This is a genomic window from Lelliottia sp. F153 (genome assembly GCF_002870005.1).
GTDB lineage: Bacteria > Pseudomonadota > Gammaproteobacteria > Enterobacterales > Enterobacteriaceae > Enterobacter > Enterobacter nimipressuralis.
Genome location: NZ_PKFT01000003.1, coordinates 1 through 24892, shown reverse-complemented (window position 1 = coordinate 24892; position 24892 = coordinate 1). Strand labels below are relative to the sequence as shown.

The following is a 24892-nucleotide window of genomic DNA, read 5'->3' as shown; positions in this document are numbered from 1 at the left end:
GATAGTTAGGAAGAATGCATAATAACGATGGCGATGAAAAAGTTGCTCATAGCGTCGCTGCTGTTTAGCAGCGCAACCGTATACGGTGCTGAAGGTTTCGTAGTGAAGGATATTCATTTCGAAGGTCTTCAGCGTGTCGCCGTCGGTGCGGCCCTCCTCAGTATGCCAGTTCGCCAGGGCGACACGGTTAATGATGAAGATATCAGTAACACCATTCGTGCACTGTTTGCCACTGGCAACTTTGAGGACGTTCGCGTCTTGCGCGATGGTGATACGCTGCTGGTTCAGGTGAAAGAACGCCCGACGATTGCCAGTATCACTTTCTCCGGTAACAAATCGGTGAAAGACGATATGCTCAAGCAAAACCTTGAAGCATCTGGTGTTCGTGTGGGTGAATCTCTGGACCGCACCACCCTGTCCGACATCGAAAAAGGACTGGAAGATTTCTACTACAGCGTCGGTAAGTACAGCGCGAGCGTCAAAGCCGTTGTCACTCCGCTGCCGCGTAACCGCGTCGATCTGAAACTCGTCTTCCAGGAAGGCGTTTCTGCGAAGATCCAGCAGATCAACATCGTGGGCAACCACGCGTTCAGTACGGACGAGCTGATCTCTACCTTCCAGCTGCGCGATGAAGTGCCGTGGTGGAACGTAGTCGGCGATCGTAAATACCAGAAACAGAAGCTGGCGGGCGATCTCGAAACCCTGCGTAGCTACTATCTGGACCGCGGTTATGCCCGTTTCAACATTGACTCTACTCAGGTCAGTCTGACTCCGGACAAGAAAGGTATCTACATTACGGTTAACATCACTGAAGGCGATCAGTACAAGCTTTCCGGTGTTGAAGTAAGCGGAAACCTGGCGGGTCATTCCGCTGAGATCGAGAGTCTGACCAAGCTTGCACCGGGTGAACTGTATAGCGGCGCGAAAGTGACCAAAATGGAAGACGGCATTAAAAAGCTGCTCGGCCGTTATGGTTATGCCTACCCGCGCGTACAGACTCAGCCAGAAATCAACGACACGGATAAAACCGTTAAGCTCCACGTTAACGTGGATGCGGGTAACCGTTTCTATGTGCGTAAAATTCGCTTTGAAGGTAACGATACCTCCAAAGATTCCGTACTGCGTCGCGAAATGCGCCAGATGGAAGGCGCATGGTTGGGCAGCGACCTCGTTGACCAGGGTAAAGAGCGTCTGAACCGTCTGGGTTACTTCGAAACGGTCGATACCGATACACAGCGCGTATCAGGCAGCCCGGATCAGGTAGACGTGGTTTACAAGGTGAAAGAGCGTAACACCGGTAGCTTTAACTTCGGTGTGGGTTACGGCACCGAAAGTGGCGTGAGCTTCCAGGTCGGCGTTCAGCAGGATAACTGGTTAGGTACGGGCTATTCCGTTGGCATCAACGGTACCAAGAACGACTACCAGACCTATTCCGAGTTCTCTGTCACTAACCCATACTTCACCGTTGACGGTGTGAGCCTGGGCGGTCGTATTTTCTATAACGACTTTAAAGCAGACGATGCGGACCTGTCCTCGTACACCAACAAAAGTTACGGTGTGGATGGCACGCTTGGCTTCCCGATTAACGAATACAACACCCTGCGTGCTGGTTTAGGTTACGTGCATAACGACCTGTCCAATATGCAACCGCAGGTGGCTATGTGGCGTTATCTGGACTCTATCGGTCAGTCGGCGAGCACCTCCAGCGACAACAACGGTTTCGCTGCAGATGACTTCACCTTCAACTACGGTTGGACGTATAACCGCCTTGACCGTGGTTTCTTCCCGACAGCGGGTTCTCGCGTCAACCTGAACGGTAAAGTGACCGTTCCGGGTTCTGATAACGAGTTCTACAAAGTTACGCTGGACACGGCGTCTTACTTCCCAATTGATGAGGATCACAAGTGGGTTGTGCTGGGTCGTACACGTTGGGGTTACGGTGATGGCTTAGGTGGCAAAGAGCTGCCATTCTATGAGAACTTCTATGCCGGTGGTTCCAGCACAGTACGTGGCTTCCAGTCCAATAACATTGGTCCGAAAGCGGTGTACTACGGCGGTAACGACTCTGATAACTGTGATAAGAAGTCTTCGTCAGAAGTCTGTAGCTCTGATGACGCGGTGGGCGGTAACGCCATGGGCGTCGCCAGCCTGGAGATCATTACGCCTACGCCGTTCATCAGCGATAAGTATGCGAACTCTGTGCGTACCTCGTTCTTCTGGGATGCGGGTACCGTGTGGGATACCAACTGGGATAACACTGCTCAGATGAAAGCAGAAGGTGTGCCGGATTACAGCGATCCGAGCAACATTCGCATGTCTGCAGGTATCGCATTACAATGGATGTCACCGTTGGGGCCGTTGGTCTTCTCCTACGCCCAGCCGTTTAAGAAATACGATGGAGACAAAGCGGAACAGTTCCAGTTTAACATTGGTAAAACCTGGTAATTATCCGTTGCAATGGAATGCGTTGGCAGTGTAGCGCTGACAACCGGCGATCGCATAGACGATCGCCTTGCCACGCAAAGAACGGTACCTTCGGGTACCAATGGGATGGTAAGGAGTTTATTGTGAAAAAGTGGTTATTAGCTGCAGGTCTGGGTTTGGCAATGGTGACTTCTGCTCAGGCAGCGGACAAAATTGCAATCGTCAACATGGGTAATCTTTTCCAGCAGGTAGCCCAGAAAACGGGTGTTTCTGCGACTCTGGAAAACGAATTCAAAGGCCGTGCTGGTGAACTGCAAGGTATGGAAAACGATCTTCAGTCCAAAATGCAGCGTCTGCAGCGTGATGGTTCTACCATGAAAGCGAGCGACCGTAGCAAGCTGGAAAAAGACGTAATGGCACAGCGTCAGACTTTCTCTCAGAAAGCACAGGCTTTCGAGCAGGATCGTCAGCGTCGTTCTAACGAAGAGCGTGGCAAACTGGTAACTCGTATTCAGTCTGCTGTGAAAGCTGTTGCAGCCGATCAGAACATCGATCTGGTTGTTGATGCGAATGCCGTTGCTTTCAACAGTAGCGATGTGAAAGACATCACTGCTGATGTACTGAAACAGGTTAAATAAGTAATGCCTTCAATTCGACTGGCTGATCTCGCTCAGCAGTTGGATGCAGAATTACACGGTGATGGCGATATCGTCATCACCGCTGTTGCGTCCATGCAATCTGCTAAAGCAGGCACAATAACGTTCATGGTAAGCCCGAAGTACCGTGAGCACCTGGCTCAATGCCAGGCGTCTGCTGTCGTTCTGACGCAGGACGACCTTCCGTTTGCCACGACAAGCGCACTGGTAGTAAAAAATCCCTACCTGACTTACGCGCGTATGGCTCAAATTCTTGATACCACGCCGCAGCCGGCGCAGAACATTGCTGCCAGTGCAGTCATTGATCCGACGGCGAAGCTGGGTAATAACGTTGCAATTGGCCCGAATGCCGTTATCGAATCCGATGTTGTTCTCGGTGATAACGTGGTCATTGGCGCGGGTTGTTTCGTGGGTAAACAGACTAAAATTGGTGCAGGCTCCCGTTTGTGGGCCAATGTGACCGTCTATCATGAGATCGAAATCGGCGAAAATTGCCTGATCCAGTCCAGTACCGTGATCGGTTCGGACGGGTTTGGTTATGCCAACGATCGTGGTAACTGGATTAAGATCCCTCAGCTCGGCCGGGTAATTATCGGCGATCGCGTTGAGATCGGCGCATGCACAACGATTGACCGCGGTGCCCTCGACGACACCATCATTGGTAATGGTGTTATCATTGATAACCAATGTCAGATTGCGCATAACGTTGTGATTGGCGACAATACAGCTGTTGCAGGTGGCGTGATCATGGCAGGCAGTCTGAAAATTGGCCGTTACTGCATGATCGGTGGTGCCAGCGTGATCAACGGGCATATGGAAATATGCGACAAGGTCACGGTGACAGGCATGGGTATGGTGATGCGTCCTATCACTGAGCCTGGTGTCTACTCCTCCGGCATTCCGCTGCAACCGAACAAAGTGTGGCGTAAAACCGCAGCTCTGGTGATGAACATTGATGATATGAGCAAGCGTCTCAAAGCGATTGAGCGCAAAATCGATCAACAAGACTAAACGTTCATCCCTATAACGCTAAATTTCCCGGCCTGTCGGCTTTCTTATAAACCGGCAGGCCGTGTTATTATTGCTATTCAGTAAATTTTGACAGGAAGAGTATTTTGACTACCGACACTCATACTCTGCATATTGAAGAGATTTTAGAGCTTCTGCCGCACCGCTACCCGTTTTTGCTGGTAGATCGTGTGCTGGATTTTGAAGAAGGTCGTTTTCTGCGCGCAGTGAAAAATGTCTCTGTAAATGAGCCATTCTTCCAGGGGCATTTCCCTGGTAAACCTATCTTCCCGGGTGTGTTGATCCTGGAAGCGATGGCACAGGCTACCGGTATTCTGGCGTTTAAAAGCGTCGGTAAACTGGAGCCAGGTGAACTGTATTACTTCGCGGGTATTGATGAAGCGCGCTTTAAGCGCCCAGTCGTGCCTGGTGATCAGATGATCATGGAAGTGACTTTTGAAAAAACGCGCCGTGGCCTGACGCGCTTCAAAGGCGTTGCGCTGGTTGACGGCAAAGTTGTTTGCGAAGCGACCATGATGTGTGCGCGTAGCCGGGAGGCCTGATACGTGATTGATAAATCCGCCTTTATTCATCCAACCGCCATTGTGGAAGAGGGCGCCGTAATTGGTGCTAACGCCCACATTGGTCCTTTTTGTATTGTCGGACCCCATGTCGTTATTGGCGAGGGTACCGTACTGAAATCTCACGTGGTGGTGAATGGTCATACGACCATTGGCCGCGATAATGAGATCTATCAGTTTGCCTCCATTGGCGAAGTGAACCAGGATCTGAAATATGCTGGCGAACCGACCCGTGTGGAAATCGGCGATCGCAACCGCATTCGCGAAAGCGTCACCATTCATCGTGGCACAGTACAGGGTGGTGGATTGACGAAGGTGGGCAGCGACAACCTCTTTATGGTCAACGCGCATATCGCGCACGACTGTACTGTGGGCAGCCGCTGTATCCTCGCCAACAACGCAACGCTGGCAGGACACGTATCGGTTGACGATTTCGCAATCATTGGCGGCATGACCGCAGTCCATCAATTCTGCATCATTGGTGCACACGTGATGGTCGGCGGTTGCTCCGGTGTGGCGCAGGATGTCCCACCGTATGTGATTGCGCAGGGCAACCATGCGACGCCGTTTGGCGTCAACATTGAAGGTCTCAAGCGTCGTGGCTTTAGCCGCGAAGCGATTACTGCGATCCGCAACGCGTACAAACTGTTGTACCGTAGCGGCAAAACGCTGGAAGAGGCCAAGCCAGAAGTTGCAGAGCTGGCAGAACAGCACCCTGAAGTGAAAGCGTTCACCGAGTTCTTTGAACGCTCAACTCGCGGTCTGATCCGTTAATGGTCGACAATCGTCCATTAACGATAGCCCTGGTCGCCGGAGAAACCTCCGGCGATATTCTTGGTGCAGGTCTTATCCGCGTACTCAAGGCTCGCGTACCTAATGCCCGCTTTGTCGGCGTGGCAGGCCCGCTGATGCAGGCCGAAGGCTGTGAAGCCTGGTACGAAATGGAAGAGTTGGCGGTAATGGGCATTGTTGAAGTGCTAGGCCGTTTGCGCCGCCTGCTGCACATCCGCGCCGATCTCACCCGTCGTTTTACCGATCTCAAACCCGATGTGTTCGTCGGGATCGATGCCCCTGATTTCAATATTACCCTCGAAGGGAACCTGAAAAAGCAGGGTATCAAAACGATCCATTACGTCAGTCCGTCCGTCTGGGCGTGGCGACAGAAACGTGTTTTCAAAATAGGCAGATCGACCGATCTGGTGCTTGCTTTTCTGCCTTTCGAAAAAGCGTTTTACGATAGATTCAATGTTCCTTGCCGCTTTATCGGCCATACCATGGCAGACGCCATGCCGCTGGATCCGGATAAAAATGCGGCGCGCGATATTCTTGGCATTCCGCACGACGCCCACTGTCTGGCCCTGTTGCCAGGGAGCCGCGGTGCTGAAGTGGAAATGCTCAGCGCCGATTTCCTGAAAACGGCGCAAATCCTTCGCCAGACTTACCCCGATCTTGAAGTCGTTGTGCCGCTGGTAAATGCCAAACGCCGCGAGCAGTTCGAGCGTATCAAAGCCGAAGTGGCCCCTGATCTGCACATCCACCTTCTGGATGGCAAAGGCCGCGAGGCGATGTTCGCCAGCGACGCTGCGCTGCTGGCCTCGGGAACTGCGGCGCTGGAATGCATGCTCGCGAAATGTCCGATGGTAGTGGGTTATCGCATGAAGCCGTTCACCTTCTGGCTGGCGAAACGTCTGGTGAAGACGGATTATGTCTCATTACCTAACCTGCTTGCCGGGCGCGAGCTGGTGAAAGAGTTACTGCAGGATGAGTGTCAGCCTCAGGCATTAGCTGATGCGCTGCTGCCCTTGCTGGCAGACGGCAAAACCAGCCACCAGATGCATGACACTTTCCGGGAGTTGCATCAGCAGATCCGCTGTAATGCCGATGAGCAGGCGGCTGATGCGGTGCTGGAGTTAGCAAAATGATGGAATTTGTTTACCCTCACACGCACCTGGTTGCGGGTGTGGACGAAGTCGGACGCGGTCCGCTGGTGGGTGCGGTAGTAACCGCTGCCGTGATCCTCGATCCGGCTCGCCCGATTGTCGGGCTGAACGACTCAAAAAAGCTGTCTGAAAAACGCCGCCTGGCGCTGTTCGATGAGATCAAAGAAAAAGCGCTGGCGTGGAGCTTAGGCCGCGCCGAGCCAGAAGAGATCGATACGCTGAACATTTTGCATGCCACGATGCTGGCAATGCAGCGTGCCGTTGCCGGGCTGAATATTGTCCCTGAATATGTGCTGATCGACGGAAACCGCTGTCCTGCGCTGCCTATGCCGTCGATGGCGGTGGTGAAGGGCGATAGCCGTGTGGCTGAAATCAGCGCAGCGTCTATCATTGCCAAAGTCACGCGCGATGCCGAAATGGCCGCGCTGGACCTCACCTTTCCCCAGTATGGCTTTGCCCAGCACAAGGGATATCCAACCGCTTTCCATCTGGAAAGACTGGCTGAACACGGCGCAACTGAACATCATCGGCGCAGTTTTGGTCCGGTGAAACGCGCACTGGGACTGGTGTCCTGAATCAATACGCAAGTAATTAAGTAACGCGGAATCTGAAGATGGCTGAACCACGTTTCGTACACCTGCGGGTGCATAGCGACTACTCCATGATTGATGGGCTGGCGAAGACCGGGCCGCTGGTAAAAAAGGCGGCCTCTCTTGGCATGCCTGCGCTGGCGATCACCGATTTCACCAACTTATGCGGTCTGGTGAAGTTCTACGGAACGGCGCACGGCTCCGGCCTGAAGCCGATTGTCGGCGCGGATTTTCACGTCCAGTGCGATCTGATCGGCGATGAGCTGACGCAGATTTCCGTGTTAGCCATGAATAACTCCGGCTACCAGAACCTGACGCTGCTGATTTCCCGCGCCTACCAGCGCGGCTACGGCGCGGCGGGTCCGTGGATCGATCGCGAGTGGCTGGCAGAGCTGAACGAAGGCTTACTGCTGATCTCCGGTGGTCGCCTGGGCGATGTGGGCAAAAGCCTGCTGCGCGGCAACAGCGCGTTGGTGGATCAGTGCGTTGCATTTTATGAAGAACACTTCGCGGATCGTTTCTATCTTGAGCTGATCCGCACCGGTCGTCCTGATGAAGAGAGCTATCTGCATGCGGCGGTGGCCCTTGCGGAAGAACGCGGTCTGCCCGTCGTCGCGACCAACGACGTGCGTTTCCTTGAGCCTGACGACTTTGATGCGCACGAGATCCGCGTGGCCATCCACGATGGTTTTACTCTCGACGACCCCAAGCGTCCGCGTAACTATTCGTCGCAGCAGTACATGCGCAACGAAGACGAAATGTGTGAGCTGTTTGCCGACATTCCGGAAGCGCTGGAAAACAGCGTCGAAATTGCCCGCCGTTGTAACGTCACTGTTCGTTTAGGCGAATACTTCCTGCCGCAATTCCCGACCGGTGATATGACCACCGAAGATTTCCTCGTGGTGAAATCGAAAGAGGGTCTGGAAGAGCGTCTCGAATTCCTGTTCCCGGATCCGGCCGAACGCGCCGAAAAACGCCCGGCCTACGATGAGCGCCTGGATATTGAACTCCAGGTGATTAACCAGATGGGGTTCCCCGGCTACTTCCTGATCGTTATGGAGTTTATCCAGTGGTCGAAGGATAACGGCGTGCCGGTAGGCCCTGGGCGTGGTTCCGGTGCGGGTTCACTTGTTGCCTACGCGCTCAAAATCACCGACCTCGATCCGCTGGAATTCGACCTGCTGTTTGAACGTTTCCTTAACCCGGAACGTGTTTCGATGCCTGACTTCGACGTTGACTTCTGCATGGAGAAACGCGACCAGGTGATTGAACACGTTGCGGACATGTACGGTCGTGACGCGGTATCGCAGATTATTACCTTCGGTACGATGGCGGCGAAAGCGGTTATCCGCGACGTGGGCCGCGTGCTCGGCCATCCATACGGTTTTGTCGATCGCATCTCCAAACTGGTGCCACCTGATCCAGGTATGACGCTGGCGAAAGCCTTTGAAGCGGAACCTCAGCTGCCGGAAATCTACGAAGCTGACGAAGAGGTAAAAGCGCTGATCGACATGGCGCGCAAGCTGGAAGGTGTCACGCGTAACGCCGGTAAACACGCCGGTGGCGTGGTCATCGCGCCGACTAAAATCACTGATTTTGCCCCGCTGTATTGCGATGAATCAGGGCAACATCCGGTCACCCAGTTTGATAAGAACGACGTAGAGTACGCGGGCCTGGTGAAGTTCGACTTCCTTGGTTTGCGAACGCTCACTATCATCGACTGGGCGCTGAAGATGATCAACCCGCGCCGGGCCAAACAGGGTCTGGAGCCGATTGATATCGCCGCCATCCCGCTCGATGACAAGAAAAGCTTCGACATGCTGCAGCGCTCGGAAACCACAGCGGTATTCCAGCTTGAATCGCGCGGCATGAAAGATCTGATTAAACGTCTTCAGCCTGACTGCTTCGAAGATATGATCGCACTGGTGGCCCTGTTCCGTCCGGGGCCGTTGCAGTCAGGGATGGTAGATAACTTTATCGACCGTAAGCATGGTCGCGAAGAGATCTCTTACCCTGACGTCCAGTGGCAGCACGAGTGTCTGAAACCCGTTCTTGAGCCAACCTACGGCATTATCCTGTACCAGGAACAGGTGATGCAGATTGCTCAGGAGCTTTCCGGCTACACCCTTGGCGGCGCGGATATGCTGCGTCGTGCAATGGGTAAGAAAAAGCCGGAAGAGATGGCCAAGCAGCGCGGCACCTTTGAAGAGGGGGCGAAAAGCCGTGGCGTTGACGGTGAGCTGGCGATAAAAATCTTCGACCTGGTAGAGAAATTCGCCGGTTACGGATTTAACAAATCGCACTCTGCTGCTTATGCGCTGGTTTCGTATCAAACCCTGTGGCTGAAAGCGCACTACCCGGCAGAATTTATGGCGGCCGTCATGACCGCCGATATGGATAACACCGAGAAAGTGGTCGGCCTGGTCGATGAATGCTGGCGCATGGGGCTGAAAATCCTGCCTCCGGATATTAACGCCGGGATGTACCATTTCCACGTCAACGACGACGGCGAAATTGTCTACGGGATTGGCGCCATCAAAGGCGTAGGCGAAGGCCCAATCGAAGCCATTATCGAAGCGCGTAATAATGGCGGTTACTTCCGCGAGCTTTTCGATCTCTGTGCCCGTACCGATACCAAAAAGTTGAACCGCCGGGTGCTGGAAAAACTGATTATGTCCGGGGCGTTTGACCGCCTCGGGCCGCATCGCGCAGCGCTGATGAATTCCCTCGGCGATGCGTTGAAAGCCGCCGATCAGCACGCAAAAGCGGAAGCGATCGGTCAGGCGGATATGTTTGGCGTGCTGGCAGAAGAGCCTGAGCAAATTGAGCAATCATATGCCAACTGCCAGCCGTGGCCGGAACATACGGTGCTGGAAGGGGAGCGTGAGACGTTAGGGTTGTACCTGACGGGGCACCCGATTAACCAGTATCTGAAAGAAATTGAGCGCTATGTCGGAGGCTACAGGCTAAAAGACATGCATCCGACAGAACGTGGTAAAATGACCACGGCGGCGGGGCTCGTCATTGCTGCGCGGGTTATGGTCACCAAGCGCGGTAATCGCATCGGCATCTGTACGCTGGATGACCGTTCCGGGCGGCTGGAGGTGATGTTATTCACCGAAGCGCTGGAAAAATACCAGCATTTGCTGGAAAACGACCGCATACTTATCGTCAGCGGACAGGTCAGCTTTGATGACTTCAGCGGCGGGCTTAAAATGATGGCCCGTGAAGTGATGGATATTGACGAAGCCCGGGAAAAATATGCTCGCGGGCTTGCTATCTCGCTGACGGACAGGCAAATTGATGACCAGCTTTTAAACCGACTCCGTCAGTCTCTGGAACCCCATCGATCGGGGACCATTCCAGTACATCTCTACTATCAGAGGGCGGATGCACGCGCGCGGTTGCGCTTTGGTGCAACGTGGCGTGTCTCTCCGAGCGATCGTTTACTTAACGATCTCCGTGGCCTCATTGGTTCGGAGCAGGTGGAACTGGAGTTTGACTAATACAGGAATACTATGAGTCTGAATTTCCTTGATTTCGAACAGCCGATTGCAGAGCTGGAAGCGAAAATCGATTCTTTGACAGCGGTAAGCCGTCAGGATGAAAAACTGGATATTAACATCGACGAAGAAGTGCATCGTCTGCGTGAAAAAAGCGTAGAACTGACGCGCAAAATCTTTGCCGATCTCGGCGCATGGCAGATTGCCCAGCTGGCTCGTCATCCACAGCGCCCGTACACCCTGGATTATGTCCGCCTGGCGTTTGATGAATTTGACGAACTGGCAGGCGATCGCGCTTATGCTGACGACAAAGCCATTGTTGGCGGTATCGCTCGTCTGGATGGTCGCCCGGTGATGATCATTGGTCATCAGAAAGGACGTGAAACCAAAGAGAAAATCCGTCGTAACTTTGGGATGCCAGCGCCGGAAGGCTACCGTAAGGCCCTGCGCCTGATGGAAATGGCAGAGCGCTTTAACATGCCTATCGTGACCTTTATCGACACCCCAGGTGCATACCCAGGTGTTGGTGCAGAAGAGCGCGGTCAGTCTGAAGCTATCGCACGTAACCTGCGTGAAATGTCGCGTCTGTCCGTTCCGGTGATTTGTACCGTGATCGGTGAAGGCGGCTCCGGTGGCGCACTGGCTATCGGCGTGGGCGATAAAGTGAATATGCTGCAGTACAGCACCTATTCCGTTATCTCCCCTGAAGGCTGTGCCTCCATTCTGTGGAAGAGTGCAGACAAAGCGCCGCTGGCAGCGGAAGCAATGGGTATCATCGCACCACGCCTGAAAGAGCTGAAACTGATCGATACCGTGATCCCAGAACCACTGGGTGGTGCGCACCGTAAGCCGGAGGTGATGGCCGCTTCCCTTAAGGCGCAGCTGCTGGCTGACCTGGCCGATCTCGATGTGCTGAGCAAAGAAGACCTGCTCAACCGTCGCTATCAGCGCCTGATGAGCTACGGTTACGCGTAAGTTGCACACATAAATCTTAAAAGCCGCACACTGTTGCGGCTTTTTTTATACCTGCCGTTTACCTCGGCTATGCTTATCTAATGTTTTTCAAGGAGGTAGACCATGAACATCATTGCCATCATGGGTCCACATGGCGTCTTTTATAAAGACGAGCCCATCAAGGAGCTGGAGAAATCACTGCAGTCCCGCGGATTTCAGCTTATCTGGCCGAACAACAGCGCCGATCTGCTGAAGGTTATCGAACACAATCCGCGCATCTGTGGCGTCGTTTTCGACTGGGATGAGTACGATCTGGAGCTGTGCAGCGATATCAATCAACTGAATGAATATCTGCCGCTCTACGCCTTTATCAATACTCATTCGACGATGGACGTTAGCGCTCACGATATGCGCATGGCGCTGTGGTTTTTTGAGTATGCCCTCGGCGCTGCCGACGATATTGCGACGCGCATCGAGCAATACACGCACGAGTATCTCGATAACATCACGCCTCCTTTTACCCGCGCGCTGTTCAATTACGTAAAAGAGGGCAAATACACCTTCTGCACGCCGGGCCATATGGCGGGTACGGCGTATCAGAAAAGCCCGGTGGGCTGCCTGTTCTACGATTTCTTTGGCGGCAACACGTTGAAAGCGGATGTCTCGATTTCGGTCACAGAGCTGGGATCGCTGCTGGATCACACCGGCCCGCATCTGGAGGCGGAAGAGTATATTGCCCGCACCTTCGGCGCCGAGCAGAGTTATATGGTGACGAACGGCACGTCGACTTCCAATAAGATTGTCGGGATGTACGCCGCACCGGCCGGAAGTACGCTGCTGATTGATCGCAACTGCCACAAATCGCTGGCCCATCTGCTGATGATGAGCGATGTCGTCCCGCTCTGGCTGTCGCCGACGCGAAATGCGTTAGGCATCCTGGGGGGCATTCCACGCAGGGAGTTTTCCCACGCCGCCATAGAACAAAAAGTCGCATCTGTTGAGGGGGCGAGCTGGCCCATTCACGCCGTGATCACCAACTCGACCTACGACGGGCTGCTATACAACACTAACTGGATCAAACAGACGCTGGATGTCCCCTCGATCCACTTTGATTCCGCCTGGGTTCCTTACACGAATTTCCACCCGATCTATGCGGGCAAAAGCGGAATGAGCGGTGAGCGGGTGCCGGGCAAAGTGTTCTTCGAAACCCAGTCGACGCACAAAATGCTGGCGGCGTTCTCGCAGGCATCGTTGATCCATATTAAGGGCGAATACGACGAAGAGACCTTCAACGAAGCCTTTATGATGCACACTACCACATCGCCGAGCTATCCGCTGGTGGCCTCGATTGAAACGGCAGCCGCGATGCTGCGGGGGAATCCGGGCAAACGCTTGATCAATCGTTCGGTAGAGCGAGCGCTCCATTTCCGCAAAGAGGTCCAGCGACTCAAAGACGAAGCCGAGGGCTGGTTCTTTGATATCTGGCAGCCGGACGAGATTGATGAAGCGGAGTGCTGGTCCGTCGCGCCAGGTGAGAGCTGGCATGGATTCCGCGATGCTGATGCGGATCATATGTTCCTCGATCCGGTAAAAGTCACCATTCTGACGCCGGGAATGGATGAGCAGGGGACGATGAGCGATGACGGCATTCCCGCTGCGCTGGTGGCGAAATTCCTCGATGAGCGCGGCGTAGTGGTGGAGAAAACCGGGCCGTACAATCTGCTATTTTTGTTCAGTATTGGCATCGATAAAACCCGCGCAATGGGGCTATTACGGGGACTGATGGAGTTCAAACGTGCCTACGATCTCAATCTGCGGGTAAAAAATATGCTGCCGGATCTGTATGCCGAGGATCCAGATTTCTACCGCAATATGCGGATCCAGGATCTGGCTCAGGGGATCCACAAGCTGATCCGCCAGCACGATCTGCCCCGGTTGATGCTGCAGGCGTTTGACGTTTTACCTGAAATGAAACTGACGCCGCACAAAGCCTGGCAACGTCAGGTGAAAGGGGAAGTGGAAACTATCGAGCTGGAAAATCTGGTGGGGCGCATATCGGCGAATATGATCCTGCCTTATCCGCCAGGCGTTCCGCTGTTGATGCCGGGGGAGATGATTACCGAACAAAGCCGGGCTGTGCTCGATTTCCTGCTGATGCTGTGCTCGGTGGGGCGACACTATCCCGGTTTTGAGACCGACATTCACGGGGCGAAACGCGATGAAAACGGCGGCTACTGGGTGCGAGTCTTAAAAAATAGCTGAGCCCTTGCGTGCCAGGGGGCTCGGTTGTAACGTTTACTCCTCATAAAAAGGAGAGGCTATGCTGGGTTTAAAACAGGTTCACCATATTGCGATCATTGCGACTGACTATGCCAAAAGTAAGGCATTTTATTGCGACATTCTCGGGTTCACGCTGATGAGCGAAGCGTATCGCGCCGAGCGTGATTCGTGGAAAGGTGACCTGGCGTTGAACGGGCAATATGTGATTGAGCTGTTCTCTTTTCCTTTCCCGCCAGCACGCCCGTCGCGCCCTGAAGCCTGTGGGCTTCGCCATCTGGCCTTCAGCGTAGGGGATATTGAGCAGGCGGTGCAGCATCTCGACGCGCATGGCGTGAAGTGCGAAGCCATTCGCATCGATCCCTTTACCGACAAGCGCTTTACGTTCTTCAACGATCCGGACGGTTTGCCGCTGGAGCTTTATCAGCAGTAATGCTTGCCATCCATGACAATGCTCGGTAATTTTCCGGGCATTGTCTCTCTGTGAATTCCGCTATGACCCAACCTGCGATTGCCCAGTCAGTTTCTCCTTACCGCCAGCTGCTGGTGGGCTTTAGCGGTGGCCTGGATTCAACCGTCCTGCTGCACCGGCTGATGCTATGGCGCGAACAGGAAGCGGACGTGCAAATTCGCGCGATTCATATTCATCACGGGCTGAGTCCCTTTGCCGATGAGTGGGTCGCTCACTGCGCGTCGCTTTGCCTGGCCTGGAATATCCCGCTTTTGATTGAACGCGTGACGCTGTTGGAGGAAGGTCTCGGGACTGAAGCTCAGGCACGGAAAGCGCGCTATGCTGCCTTTGAGAAATCACTTCTGCCCGGCGAAGCGATTGTCACGGCGCAGCATCTCGACGATCAGTGTGAAACCTTCTTATTAGCGCTCAAACGTGGCAGCGGCCCGGCAGGATTATCCGCGATGGCTGAGTGCAGTGAATTTGCCGGTACGCACTTATTACGCCCATTGCTGGGGGAAACCCGCGCTTCACTGGAGCGCTGGGCGCAGGAACATAATCTTCGTTGGATTGAAGATGAAAGCAATCAGGATGACGCCTACGACCGGAATTTCATGCGCCTGCGCATTTTGCCCGAACTTTCTCAGCGTTGGCCGCATTTTGCCGAGGCGACGGCAAGGAGTGCGAAATTATGCGCAGAGCAGGAGAGCTTGCTGGATGAACTCCTCAGCGAAGAGCTGGAGAGCCTGATGTCGCAAGAGCGAGCGCTGCGCATTGCGCCGCTGCAGGCGATGAGCGCGGTGCGCCGTAGAGCGCTGCTGCGACGCTGGCTGGCCGGTCATAATGCCCAGATGCCCTCGCGCGACATGCTTACCCGCATCTGGGAAGAGGTCGTGCAGGCGCGCGAAGATGCCAATCCGTGCTTACGCTTTAACGATTTTGAACTGAGACGCTACAAAGAGCAGCTTTGGTGGATCAAGCATCAGCCGTCCCTGGCCGATGAAATCCTTCCGTGGAGTAATATCCGTGAGCCACTGGAACTGCCGCAGGGCGCGGGCCAGGTTTGTCTTGAAGGTGCCGGGAATGTACGGCTGCCGGAAGCGGGTGAAAAGGTGACGATCCGCTTTAAGGCCAGCGGGAATTTACACATTGTGGGTCGCAACGGCGGGCGCAAGCTGAAAAAAATCTGGCAGGAGTGCCATATCCCGCCCTGGCTACGTGATTCCACGCCTCTGCTTTTTTATGGCGAAAACTTGATTGCGGCGGCGGGCGTGTTTATCACGCAGGAAGGCTGGGCGGAACAGGGTGTGAGTTTCGAGCGGAAAGCGTAACGGGCAGTGAGCTGCCCGTTAAAAGGAATTAGGATTCGCTCACCACGACGGTGCCGATATCCGGATGACTAAAGCTGGCAATTTTATCGAGACGAAGTTCACGTGTTGCACCTGCGTCTTCGACGACCAGATATTCAACGTTCTTACGTGATACAAGGTCACTCGCTTTTGCTTTCAGCTCCTCGCCGTCTTTTAAGGCCAGCGCCAGAATCAGGTGATTCTGGCAGGCAAGCTCGAGGTTATCGTAGTCATCACAGTTGATGGGTTGATAGGTATCATTCATTGACATAATCGCTCACCAGTAAATTCGCAGCAGCATACGCCGCTTTTTCCCTGACCGATTCTGAAAGGCTGGCGTCCGACGCCACTTCATTCAGCACTTTCAATACACAGCCCAACGCATCCGGGATATACCCCAGATCTCCGCTGGCAATTTCCGCATACCTTTTGCGAATTAACTCACAATAATTTTCCACATCCCCTCCTGCCAGCGCACTGACGTTACTGTGAGATACACTTAAGCCTACGAAGATAAACTCGGTTTAGCAAGGTGACTATACCATACTCATTCAAGCAATATCAGCGCCTTGATATTGCTGAGATTCGCCGCTGCGTAACAGCCTTTTGGCCGGAATTTCGCTACAATGGGCACCTGATTCGAATGGAGTTCTCTCATGGCGCTGAAAGCGACAATTTATAAAGCGGTAGTCAACGTAGCTGACCTTGACCGCAACCAGTTTCTCGATGCGTCGTTAACGCTGGCCCGTCACCCGTCCGAAACGCAGGAGCGCATGATGCTGCGCCTGCTGGCGTGGATTAAGTACGCCAATGAACGCCTGCAATTTACGCGTGGTTTGAGCGCTGAAGAAGAGCCGGAAGCCTGGCTGCGTAACGATCATATGGGTATCGATTTGTGGATCGAACTGGGTCTGCCGGACGAGCGTCGTATCAAAAAGGCCTGCACTCAGGCGGCTGAAGTCGCGATTTTCGCCTATAATCAGCGTGCTGCGGAGATCTGGTGGCAGCAAAACCAGCGTAAATGCGCGCAGTATTCGCACCTTTCGGTGTGGTATCTGGATGACGAACAGCTGGCACAACTGACCGCGTTTGCCACCCGTACGATGGCACTGCAGGCGACGATTCAGGATGGGGCAATCTGGCTGTCTGATGCTCAGAATAATCTGGAAATTCATCTGACTGCGTGGCAATCCCCGTCATGATTGTGGTGTCCCGAACCGTTACCATTCCTGATAATGAGCTGGAAATTACCGCGATCCGGGCTCAGGGGGCGGGCGGCCAGCATGTAAATAAAGCCTCAACGGCGATTCATCTGCGCTTTGACATTCGGGCCTCCAGCCTGCCAGAGTCCTATAAAGAAGCCCTGCTGGCCGCTAGCCATCATCTGATTACCAGCGATGGCGTCATCATTATTAAGGCGCAAGAGTACCGCAGCCAGGATTTGAATCGCGAAGCCGCACTTTCCCGGCTGGTGGCGGTCATACAGGAGCTTACGGCGGTGCAGAAAAGCCGCCGGGCCACACGACCGACGCGGGCGTCGAAAGAGCGCCGATTGTCATCAAAAGCGCAGAAATCCACCGTAAAATCACTGCGTGGAAAAGTACGTCGGCCCCAGGAATAAAGTACCAGGATTACATTGTTATAAGGAATTCATCGTGAATAAAGCGATATTGTCAGTGTTGGCCGCGTCCACACTGTTTGCATTAATAGGGTGTAACAACCGCGCCGAGATGCAGACTCTGCAACCGACGCATTCGGAAGAGTTGAAGCCGATGCAGCAGAGCTGGCGCGGCGTTCTGCCGTGCGCAGACTGTGAAGGTATTGAAACGACTCTGTTCCTGGAAAAGGACGGTTCATGGGTCATGAACCAGCGCTATCAGGGCGCGAAAGAGCCCTCTTCCTTTGCGTCTTATGGCAAATGGGCACGCACGGCTGAGAAGCTGGTGCTGACGGATGCTGAAGGCGAGAAAACTTATTTCCGTGCCAAAGGCGAAGGCATGGAGATGCTGGATCGAGAAGGGAATCCAATCGAGTCCCAGTTTAATTACACCCTTGCGCCAGTTAAAGCGGCGCTGCCGTCCACCCCAATGGCAATGCGCGGCATGTATTTCTACATGGCGGATGCAGCGGTCTTCACCGACTGTGTAACAGGCAAAAAAGTGAGTGTCGCGAATAATGCCCAGCTGGAACGTGATTATGCCGTGGCGCGCGGGAATGACAGCAAGCCGGTACTGTTGACGGTGGACGGTCACTTCACGCTGGAGCCGAACCCGGACAGCGGTGAGATGGTCAAAACGCTGGTAACGGATAAGAATGCAAAGTTTGTGGCGGGTAAAGACTGCGACAGCAAGTAGAACTGAATCATACGTAAAAGAAAACCCCGCCGAGGCGGGGTTTTTTATGTCTTAACCTTTGATGGCTTTCACCAGGTAATCAAGAATGTCGCCAGTCTTGATCATCTGCTTCTCGCCGCTGCGTCGGTATTTGTATTCAATCTCGTCGCTGTCGAGGTTACGGTCGCCGATGACGACTGTGTGTGGGATACCGATCAGTTCCATATCCGCAAACATCACGCCCGGACGCTCTTTACGGTCGTCCATCAGCACTTCGATGCCCTGCGCGCGCAGTTCGCTGTACAGTTTCTCAGCCAGTTCCTGAACACGGTAAGACTTGTGCATGTTCATTGGCAAAATCGCGACCTGGAACGGCGCGATATTGTCTGGCCAGACTATCCCGCGCTCGTCGTGGTTCTGCTCAATGGCAGCAGCCACAACGCGTGTCACACCGATACCGTAGCAACCCATGGTCAGGGTCTGGTTGCGACCGTCTTCACCCTGAACGGCTGCATTCAGCGCCTGGGAGTACTTGGTCCCCAGCTGGAAGATATGGCCCACTTCGATACCGCGTTTGATCTGAAGATGACCCTGGCCGTCCGGGCTTGGATCGCCGGCAACCACGTTACGGATATCCGCCACTTCTGGCGTCGCGGTGTCGCGATCCCAGTTGATGCCAAAGTAGTGCTTACCGTCGATGTTCGCGCCAGCAGAGAAATCGCTCATGGCGGCAACGGTACGGTCGATAACGACTGGAACCGGCAGATTAACCGGACCCAGTGAACCTGGACCTGCATTAATCACCGCGCGGATTTCCGCTTCGGTAGCAAATGTTAGCGGGCTTGCGACCTGCGGCAGTTTTTCGGCTTTCACTTCGTTCAGCTCGTGATCGCCACGAACCAGCAGGGCAACCAGCGGATACGCGCTACCTTCAACGGATTTCACCAGCAGCGTTTTCACCGTTTTCTCAATCGGCAAATTGAACTGCTCAACCAGCTCGGCGATGGTTTTCGCGTTTGGCGTGTCGACCAGTTTCATCTCTTCGGTCGCCGCTGCGCGCGGAGTGGCAGGTGCCAGCGCTTCGGCAAATTCGATGTTCGCCGCGTAGTCAGAGGCATCGGAGAAGATCACATCATCTTCGCCGCTCTGAGCCAGCACCTGGAATTCGTGGGAGGCGCTACCGCCGATTGAACCGGTATCAGCCTGTACAGCGCGGAAATCCAGACCCATACGGGAGAAGATTTTGCTGTAGGCACCGTACATCACGTCGTAAGTTTCCTGCAGGGATTCCTGTGAGGTATGGAAAGAGTAGGCATCTTTCATCAGGAATTCGCGGGAACGCATCACGCCGAAACGCGGGCGAACTTCGTCACGGAACTTGGTCTGGATCTGGAAGAAGTTCAGCGGCAGCTGTTTGTACGAGTTCAGCTCGTTACGGATCAGGTCAGTGATCACTTCTTCATGCGTTGGGCCGAGCACAAACGGACGCTCGCCGCGATCAACAAAGCGCAGCAGTTCCGGGCCGTACTGCTCCCAGCGACCACTTTCCATCCACAGGTCAGCGGGCTGAACCACAGGCATGGACACCTCGATAGCACCGGCGTTGTTCATCTCTTCACGCACGATGTTTTCGACTTTTTTCAGGACGCGCAGGCCGGTCGGCAACCAGGTGTACAACCCGGAGGCCAGCTTGCGGATCATCCCGGCGCGCAGCATCAGCTGGTGGCTGATGACTTCAGCGTCGGCAGGTGTCTCCTTCAGTGTGGAGAGCAGATATTGGCTAGTACGCATGTTGTTACGGTTCCATTTCGACGATTGGACCAGGCTGAAACGTCAGACTGACACAAAAAAAGTGGTTTAGTTTACCAGTGTGGCAAAGATGCCAAAAGAGAGGAAAAATAAAATTAGCGCTCTTCCAGCGCAAAGACTTCAAAACCTGCCTCGGTGACGCGCCAGCGTACGTTAAAATCGAGCAACAGGACGGCGTATGTTTTGCCTGCCTCTTCCTCTTTTCTGTAGGCGGGTCGCGGATCTTGCGCCAGAACGTCGACAATAAAATCTTTCAGGCGAGGGTAACGCTTTTCCAGATTCAGGAGCTGTGCGCAGACCTCTGCCGTGAATCCAACGGGCATATCTGCCGATGGGGCCTGCTGGGCATAGCTCGCGCGAGCGTCGGGCAGCGCTTCGGCAAAGGGCAGATAGGGTTTGATATCCACCACGGGCGTGCCGTCGACCAGATCCAGACTGCCTAACTGCAGAATCACCTGATCCTTCTGGCAGCGAATGCCTTGTAGCTCAACGAGCGACATGCCTACAGGATTTGGGCGGAAGGTCGAACGCGTGGCAAACACCCCCATTCTGGCATTCCCGCCCAGTCGGGGAGGGCGTACCGTCGGGCGCCAGCCACCGTCCATCGTTTGATGAAAGATAAACAGCACCCACAGATGGCTGAATGCCTCCAGGCCACGCACCGCATCGGCCTGGTTAAAAGGGGCAATTAAGTGAAGTTCGCCGCCGCAGCTTTTGACCAGACCAGGCTGGCGTGGCACGGCAAACTTCTCTTTATAAGGCGAGCGGATAACACCTATCTGCTCAAACTGAAATGCACTCATTTAGCCGTGACGTTAAGGGCGTTGCCCATACACACAGCCTGACGATAGCAGCCTGGCGTACCGCTGGTAACTTCACAGCTGTGCAGCAAGACGGCGTTGGCTTTCATTTTGGCGGCATTAATCTGCAGGCGTTTACGCGCCGTTGGGATGTTTGGCGGAGAGTCCTGATTGCTGGCCTGGCAGGATTCGCCGGTGACTTCACCCAGATCGCGGAATGGCTTGCCAATCAGATCTTCAGCTTTAGTGTAGATTCTTACCGGCGCAGGACGCGGCGGTTTTGGTTTTGCTGGCTCCACCTTCGGTGGGGTTGCAGTGCTTTTAACAGGTTCAACAGGAGATCTGCTTAGCATTGAACAGCCGCTCAGCATGAGTGCTAAAAGACAGATCGGTAAAGCACGCATAATATTTCCTCAATGAATAATCAAATCGTCAGTTATTGAATCAGTTGCCTGCATAAATGACAAGACGGGCTTTCGCCCGTCTTGAATGATATTACAGAAAGGTCAGATTACCAGCCTTTAACAGCGCCGCCGTTAAACACTTTGTTGGCTTCCTGGTAAACTTCTTCAGACTGGTATGCCTGAACGAATTTTTTCACGTTTTCCGCGTCTTTGTTATCTTCGCGGCTCACGATCAGGTTAACGTACGGGGAGTCTTTGTCTTCAACAAAGATGCCGTCTTTTGCCGGCGTCAGGCCAATCTGGCTGGCGTAAGTGGTGTTGATCACGGCCAGCGCAATCTGCGCATCGTCCAGAGAGCGTGGCAGCTGTGGTGCTTCCAGCTCAACCAACTTCAGGTTTTTCGGGTTTTCAGTCACATCCAGCACGGTTGGCAGCAAGCCCACGCCATCTTTCAGTTTGATCAGACCCACTTTCTGCAGCAGCAGCAGGGAACGGCCCAGGTTGGTTGGGTCGTTAGGAATCGCGACCTGAGAACCTGGCTGCAGTTCTTCCAGAGATTTGATTTTTTTAGAGTAGCCAGCAATTGGGTAAACGAAGGTGTTCGCTACGGCAACCAGTTTGTAGCCACGATCTTTAATCTGCTGATCCAGGTATGGTTTGTGCTGGAAGGCGTTAGCGTCGATGTCGCCTTTGCTCAGCGCTTCGTTCGGCAGAACGTAGTCGTTAAAGGTTACCAGCTCAACGTCCAGGCCATACTTCTCTTTTGCGACTTTCTGCGCAACTTCTGCAACCTGCTGCTCAGCGCCAACAATGACGCCCACTTTGATATGGTTTGGATCTTTTTCATCCTGACCGCAACCCACCAGAGCCAGGGAGCCGATCAGTGCGCCTACCGCAGCAAAGGTCTTCAATTTAAACGTCATGTTATATCCTTAATTCGTCGAGTTTGCGTTGTGTAACGTTATTTGTGAGTAACAGCCCGGACGATGCGATCGCCAGAGAATTGAATGAGATAAACCAGCACAACCAGCAATACCAGAACGGTGTTCATTACGGTAGCGTTATAACCAATATAACCATATTGATAGCCGATCTGACCCAGACCGCCCGCCCCGACAGCACCGCCCATGGCGGAATACCCGACCAGCGTGATAAGGGTAATCGTTGCCGCATTCACCAGACCTGGCAGCGCTTCGGGTAACAGCACTTTGCGTACGATCTGCATTGGCGTCGCGCCCATGGCACGAGAGGCTTCGATCAGACCGGTTGGAATTTCCAGCAGGGCATTTTCAACCATACGCGCGATAAACGGCGCGGCGCCCACGGTCAGCGGCACAATAGCGGCCTGCAGACCAATCGATGTTCCCACGATGACACGAGTAAAAGGAATCATCCACACCAGCAGGATAATAAAAGGAATCGAACGGAAGATGTTTACCAGCGCAGAGAGCGTGCGGTAAAGCTTTGCGTTTTCGATAATTTGCCCTGGACGCGTGACGTACAGCAGCACGCCAACCGGCAGGCCAATCACAAAACCAAAGAATCCTGATACGAAGGTCATTGCCAGCGTTTCCCAAACGCCGCGAACCAGCAGCCACATCATCGGCTCAGACATAACCCAGTACCTCTACTTTTACATGGTGTTCCTGCAGCCAGGCAATTGCGGCTTGCGTCTCTTCTTGTGTTCCGTGCATTTCCGTCAGCATGATGCCGAACTTCACGCCACCGGCGTAATCCATCTGAGCGCTAATAATGTTGTTATTCACATTAAAGCGACGTGCTGTTTCGGAAAGCAGAGGGGCATCAACGGACTGACCGGTGAATTCCATGCGCAGCATTGGAACGCTGTCAGGAGCCGATTCCACTTTTAAACGCGCCAGATAATCTTCCGGAATATCCAGGTGTAGAGTGGACTGAATGAACTGCTGGGCAAGGGGCGTTTTCGGATGCGAGAACACTTCGCTGACGGTGTCCTGCTCGATCAGTTCACCGTTGCTGATTACCGCAACGCAGTCGCAGATGCGCTTAACGACATCCATCTCATGAGTAATAAGAAGGATGGTCAGCCCGAGGCGACGGTTAATGTCTTTCAATAATTCCAGAATAGAGCGGGTGGTTGCCGGATCCAGTGCGCTGGTGGCTTCATCGCAGAGCAGCACTTTAGGGTTGCTTGCCAGCGCACGGGCAATCGCCACGCGCTGTTTCTGGCCACCGGAAAGATTAGCCGGGTAGCTGTCATGCTTATCAGACAGGCCAACCAACTCCAGCAGCTCGGTTACCCGGAGTTTCACTTCTTCTTTTGGCGTGTTGTCCAGCTCCAGCGGAAGCGCGACGTTACCAAAAACAGTGCGTGATGCCAGCAGGTTAAAGTGCTGGAAGATCATGCCTATCTGTCGACGGGCCTGAGTTAATTCTTTTTCGGAAAGTTTGGTGAGCTCCTGGCCGCCAACCTGGACGCTACCTTCGGTCGGACGCTCGAGCAGGTTAACGCAACGGATGAGCGTACTTTTACCGGCACCCGATGCGCCAATGACGCCATAAATCTGTCCAGCCGGAACATGCAGGCTGACATTGTTCAGCGCCTGAATGGTTCGGGTTCCTTGCTGGAACACTTTGGTGATATTGGAAAGTTTAATCATTAGATTATTTTTATCGTATGTAAGTTAGCCGTGGCATTTTGTTCTGCCAGATACGGGGTTCAACCGTAAACAAAATGGATGTTAAGGCATCCAGACGTCTAAATCAATCCAACAGTGCGCGATGAGCACTTTCTTGCGCGGTGAAACATGAGATAATAGCGGCACATGCCTTTTTCAGGAGCAAACCCGTGGCAAAATCAGTACCCGCAATTTTTCTCGATCGTGACGGCACCATTAATGTCGATCACGGTTATGTGCATGAGATTGATGAGTTCGAATTCATCGACGGCGTTATTGACGCCATGCGCGAACTTAAAGCGATGGGTTATGCGCTGGTGGTGGTGACCAATCAGTCGGGGATCGCCCGGGGTAAATTTACCGAAGCGCAATTCGAAACGCTGACCGAGTGGATGGACTGGTCACTGGCCGATAGGGATGTCGAGCTGGACGGTATCTATTATTGTCCGCATCACCCGCAAGGGACCGTCGAAGAATACCGCCAGACATGTGATTGCCGTAAACCTCATCCTGGGATGTTTATCTCTGCGCAGGAATTCCTGCACATTGATATGGCCTCTTCTTATATGGTGGGCGACAAACTGGAAGATATGCAGGCGGCAACGGCAGCAGGCGTGGGCACTAAAGTATTAGTTCGCACCGGTAAGCCGGTTACCCCAGAAGCTGAAAGCGCGGCAGATCTGGTACTGAATAGCCTTGCTGAGCTGCCAAAAGCGCTCAAAATGCAGCAAAAATAGGCGTCGCGTTGAAAAAATGAGCGGTTGAAATAAAAATGTATTTTTCCGCTTGTCATTCCTCGGAAGCTCCCTATAATGCGCCTCCATCGACACGGCAGATGTGAATCACTTCACACAAACAGCCGGTTCGGTTGAAGAGAAAAAATCCTGAATTTCAGGGTTGACTCTGAAAGAGGAAAGCGTAATATACGCCACCTCGCAACGGTGAGCGAAAGCCGCGTTGCACTGCTCTTTAACAATTTATCAGACAATCTGTGTGGGCACTCAAAGTGACATGGATTCTAAACGTCGCAAGACGCTAAATGAATACCAAAGTCTCTGAGTGAACATACGTAATTCATTACGAAGTTTAATTCACGAGCATCAAACTTAAATTGAAGAGTTTGATCATGGCTCAGATTGAACGCTGGCGGCAGGCC

24 protein-coding genes are annotated in these 24892 nt (G+C 53.6%); 16 read left to right on the top strand and 8 right to left on the bottom strand.

The genetic code is table 11. The features are described 5' to 3' along the window. Positions 1-27: 27 nt before the first annotated feature. From bamA to tilS, 12 genes are all read left to right on the top strand, one after another. Positions 28-2445: an outer membrane protein assembly factor BamA gene (bamA, locus tag F153LOC_RS09885; protein ID WP_102104632.1), complete on the top strand. Its 2418-nt coding sequence runs from the start codon at positions 28-30 to the stop codon at positions 2443-2445. A gap of 122 nt (positions 2446-2567) precedes the next feature. Further along, on the top strand, positions 2568-3062 hold the full coding sequence (gene skp / locus F153LOC_RS09880) for a molecular chaperone Skp (RefSeq protein WP_100777552.1): 495 nt from the start codon (positions 2568-2570) through the stop codon (positions 3060-3062). A 3-nt stretch (positions 3063-3065) separates the two neighbouring features. Continuing rightward, a complete protein-coding gene (gene lpxD / locus F153LOC_RS09875) occupies positions 3066-4091 on the top strand; it encodes a UDP-3-O-(3-hydroxymyristoyl)glucosamine N-acyltransferase (RefSeq protein ID WP_100777551.1) in 1026 nt (341 codons plus the stop codon). 104 nt (positions 4092-4195) lie between these two features. Then, on the top strand, positions 4196-4651 hold the full coding sequence (gene fabZ / locus F153LOC_RS09870) for a 3-hydroxyacyl-ACP dehydratase FabZ (protein ID WP_007373234.1): 456 nt from the start codon (positions 4196-4198) through the stop codon (positions 4649-4651). Positions 4652-4654: 3 nt separating this feature from the next. Beyond that, positions 4655-5443, top strand: coding sequence for an acyl-ACP--UDP-N-acetylglucosamine O-acyltransferase (gene lpxA / locus F153LOC_RS09865; RefSeq protein ID WP_100777550.1), 789 nt, complete (start codon positions 4655-4657; stop codon positions 5441-5443). After that, positions 5443-6591, top strand: a complete 1149-nt coding sequence (gene lpxB, locus F153LOC_RS09860; RefSeq protein WP_102104633.1) for a lipid-A-disaccharide synthase — start codon at positions 5443-5445, stop codon at positions 6589-6591. Before lpxA ends, lpxB begins: the two co-directional genes overlap by 1 nt. Next, positions 6588-7184, top strand: a complete 597-nt coding sequence (gene rnhB / locus F153LOC_RS09855) for a ribonuclease HII (RefSeq protein ID WP_102104634.1) — start codon at positions 6588-6590, stop codon at positions 7182-7184. Before lpxB ends, rnhB begins: the two co-directional genes overlap by 4 nt. 38 nt (positions 7185-7222) lie before the next feature. Beyond that, on the top strand, positions 7223-10705 hold the full coding sequence (dnaE, locus tag F153LOC_RS09850) for a DNA polymerase III subunit alpha (RefSeq protein WP_102104635.1): 3483 nt from the start codon (positions 7223-7225) through the stop codon (positions 10703-10705). Positions 10706-10717: 12 nt separating this feature from the next. Then, entirely contained in the window at positions 10718-11677 is a 960-nt protein-coding gene (accA, locus tag F153LOC_RS09845) for an acetyl-CoA carboxylase carboxyl transferase subunit alpha (protein WP_100777546.1), read from the top strand. A gap of 102 nt (positions 11678-11779) precedes the next feature. Then, positions 11780-13918, top strand: coding sequence for a lysine decarboxylase LdcC (locus F153LOC_RS09840; RefSeq protein ID WP_102104636.1), 2139 nt, complete (start codon positions 11780-11782; stop codon positions 13916-13918). Between the two features lie 58 nt (positions 13919-13976). Then, a complete protein-coding gene (locus F153LOC_RS09835; protein ID WP_100777544.1) occupies positions 13977-14366 on the top strand; it encodes a VOC family protein in 390 nt (129 codons plus the stop codon). 62 nt (positions 14367-14428) lie between these two features. Continuing rightward, the gene (tilS, locus tag F153LOC_RS09830) at positions 14429-15715 is read left to right on the top strand and encodes a tRNA lysidine(34) synthetase TilS (RefSeq protein WP_102104637.1); all 1287 of its coding nucleotides are present in this window, start codon (positions 14429-14431) and stop codon (positions 15713-15715) included. Between the two features lie 28 nt (positions 15716-15743). Here the strand turns inward: tilS and rof are convergent, their stop codons facing one another. Next, a complete protein-coding gene (rof, locus tag F153LOC_RS09825; RefSeq protein WP_100777542.1) occupies positions 15744-16004 on the bottom strand; it encodes a Rho-binding antiterminator in 261 nt (86 codons plus the stop codon). Next, complete coding sequence (locus F153LOC_RS09820) at positions 15991-16191, bottom strand: YaeP family protein (RefSeq protein ID WP_095280858.1); 201 nt, start codon at positions 16189-16191, stop codon at positions 15991-15993. Before F153LOC_RS09820 ends, rof begins: the two co-directional genes overlap by 14 nt. A gap of 198 nt (positions 16192-16389) precedes the next feature. Here F153LOC_RS09820 and F153LOC_RS09815 point away from each other — a divergent pair, with 198 nt between their 5' ends. From F153LOC_RS09815 to nlpE, 3 genes are read left to right on the top strand one after another with little or no spacing between them, the layout of a single operon-like run. Then, positions 16390-16935 carry a YaeQ family protein gene (locus F153LOC_RS09815; protein WP_100777541.1) on the top strand — a complete coding sequence of 182 codons (546 nt, stop codon included), beginning with the start codon at positions 16390-16392 and terminating at the stop codon, positions 16933-16935. Further along, positions 16932-17354, top strand: coding sequence for an alternative ribosome rescue aminoacyl-tRNA hydrolase ArfB (arfB, locus tag F153LOC_RS09810; protein WP_100777540.1), 423 nt, complete (start codon positions 16932-16934; stop codon positions 17352-17354). The genes F153LOC_RS09815 and arfB overlap by 4 nt, the downstream gene beginning before the upstream one ends. 34 nt (positions 17355-17388) lie before the next feature. Continuing rightward, positions 17389-18087, top strand: coding sequence for an envelope stress response activation lipoprotein NlpE (gene nlpE / locus F153LOC_RS09805; protein ID WP_100777539.1), 699 nt, complete (start codon positions 17389-17391; stop codon positions 18085-18087). Positions 18088-18138: 51 nt separating this feature from the next. Here the strand turns inward: nlpE and proS are convergent, their stop codons facing one another. The 6 genes from proS to metN form a co-directional block, all read right to left on the bottom strand. After that, positions 18139-19857, bottom strand: coding sequence for a proline--tRNA ligase (gene proS, locus F153LOC_RS09800; RefSeq protein ID WP_102104638.1), 1719 nt, complete (start codon positions 19855-19857; stop codon positions 18139-18141). Positions 19858-19970: 113 nt separating this feature from the next. Continuing rightward, positions 19971-20678: a tRNA (N6-threonylcarbamoyladenosine(37)-N6)-methyltransferase TrmO gene (gene tsaA, locus F153LOC_RS09795; protein WP_102104639.1), complete on the bottom strand. Its 708-nt coding sequence runs from the start codon at positions 20676-20678 to the stop codon at positions 19971-19973. Beyond that, on the bottom strand, positions 20675-21079 hold the full coding sequence (gene rcsF, locus F153LOC_RS09790) for an Rcs stress response system protein RcsF (RefSeq protein WP_100777536.1): 405 nt from the start codon (positions 21077-21079) through the stop codon (positions 20675-20677). Before rcsF ends, tsaA begins: the two co-directional genes overlap by 4 nt. A gap of 107 nt (positions 21080-21186) precedes the next feature. Continuing rightward, positions 21187-22002 (bottom strand): methionine ABC transporter substrate-binding lipoprotein MetQ, encoded by an 816-nt coding sequence (metQ, locus tag F153LOC_RS09785; protein WP_100777535.1) that lies wholly within the window; start codon positions 22000-22002, stop codon positions 21187-21189. Positions 22003-22040: 38 nt separating this feature from the next. Further along, entirely contained in the window at positions 22041-22694 is a 654-nt protein-coding gene (locus tag F153LOC_RS09780; protein WP_003856130.1) for a methionine ABC transporter permease MetI, read from the bottom strand. Then, positions 22687-23718, bottom strand: a complete 1032-nt coding sequence (metN, locus tag F153LOC_RS09775; protein WP_102104640.1) for a methionine ABC transporter ATP-binding protein MetN — start codon at positions 23716-23718, stop codon at positions 22687-22689. The genes F153LOC_RS09780 and metN overlap by 8 nt, the downstream gene beginning before the upstream one ends. Positions 23719-23906: 188 nt before the next feature. On the opposite strand from metN, the gene gmhB reads away from it, so the two are divergent. Beyond that, a complete protein-coding gene (gene gmhB / locus F153LOC_RS09770; protein ID WP_102104641.1) occupies positions 23907-24473 on the top strand; it encodes a D-glycero-beta-D-manno-heptose 1,7-bisphosphate 7-phosphatase in 567 nt (188 codons plus the stop codon). Positions 24474-24892: the final 419 nt, after the last annotated feature.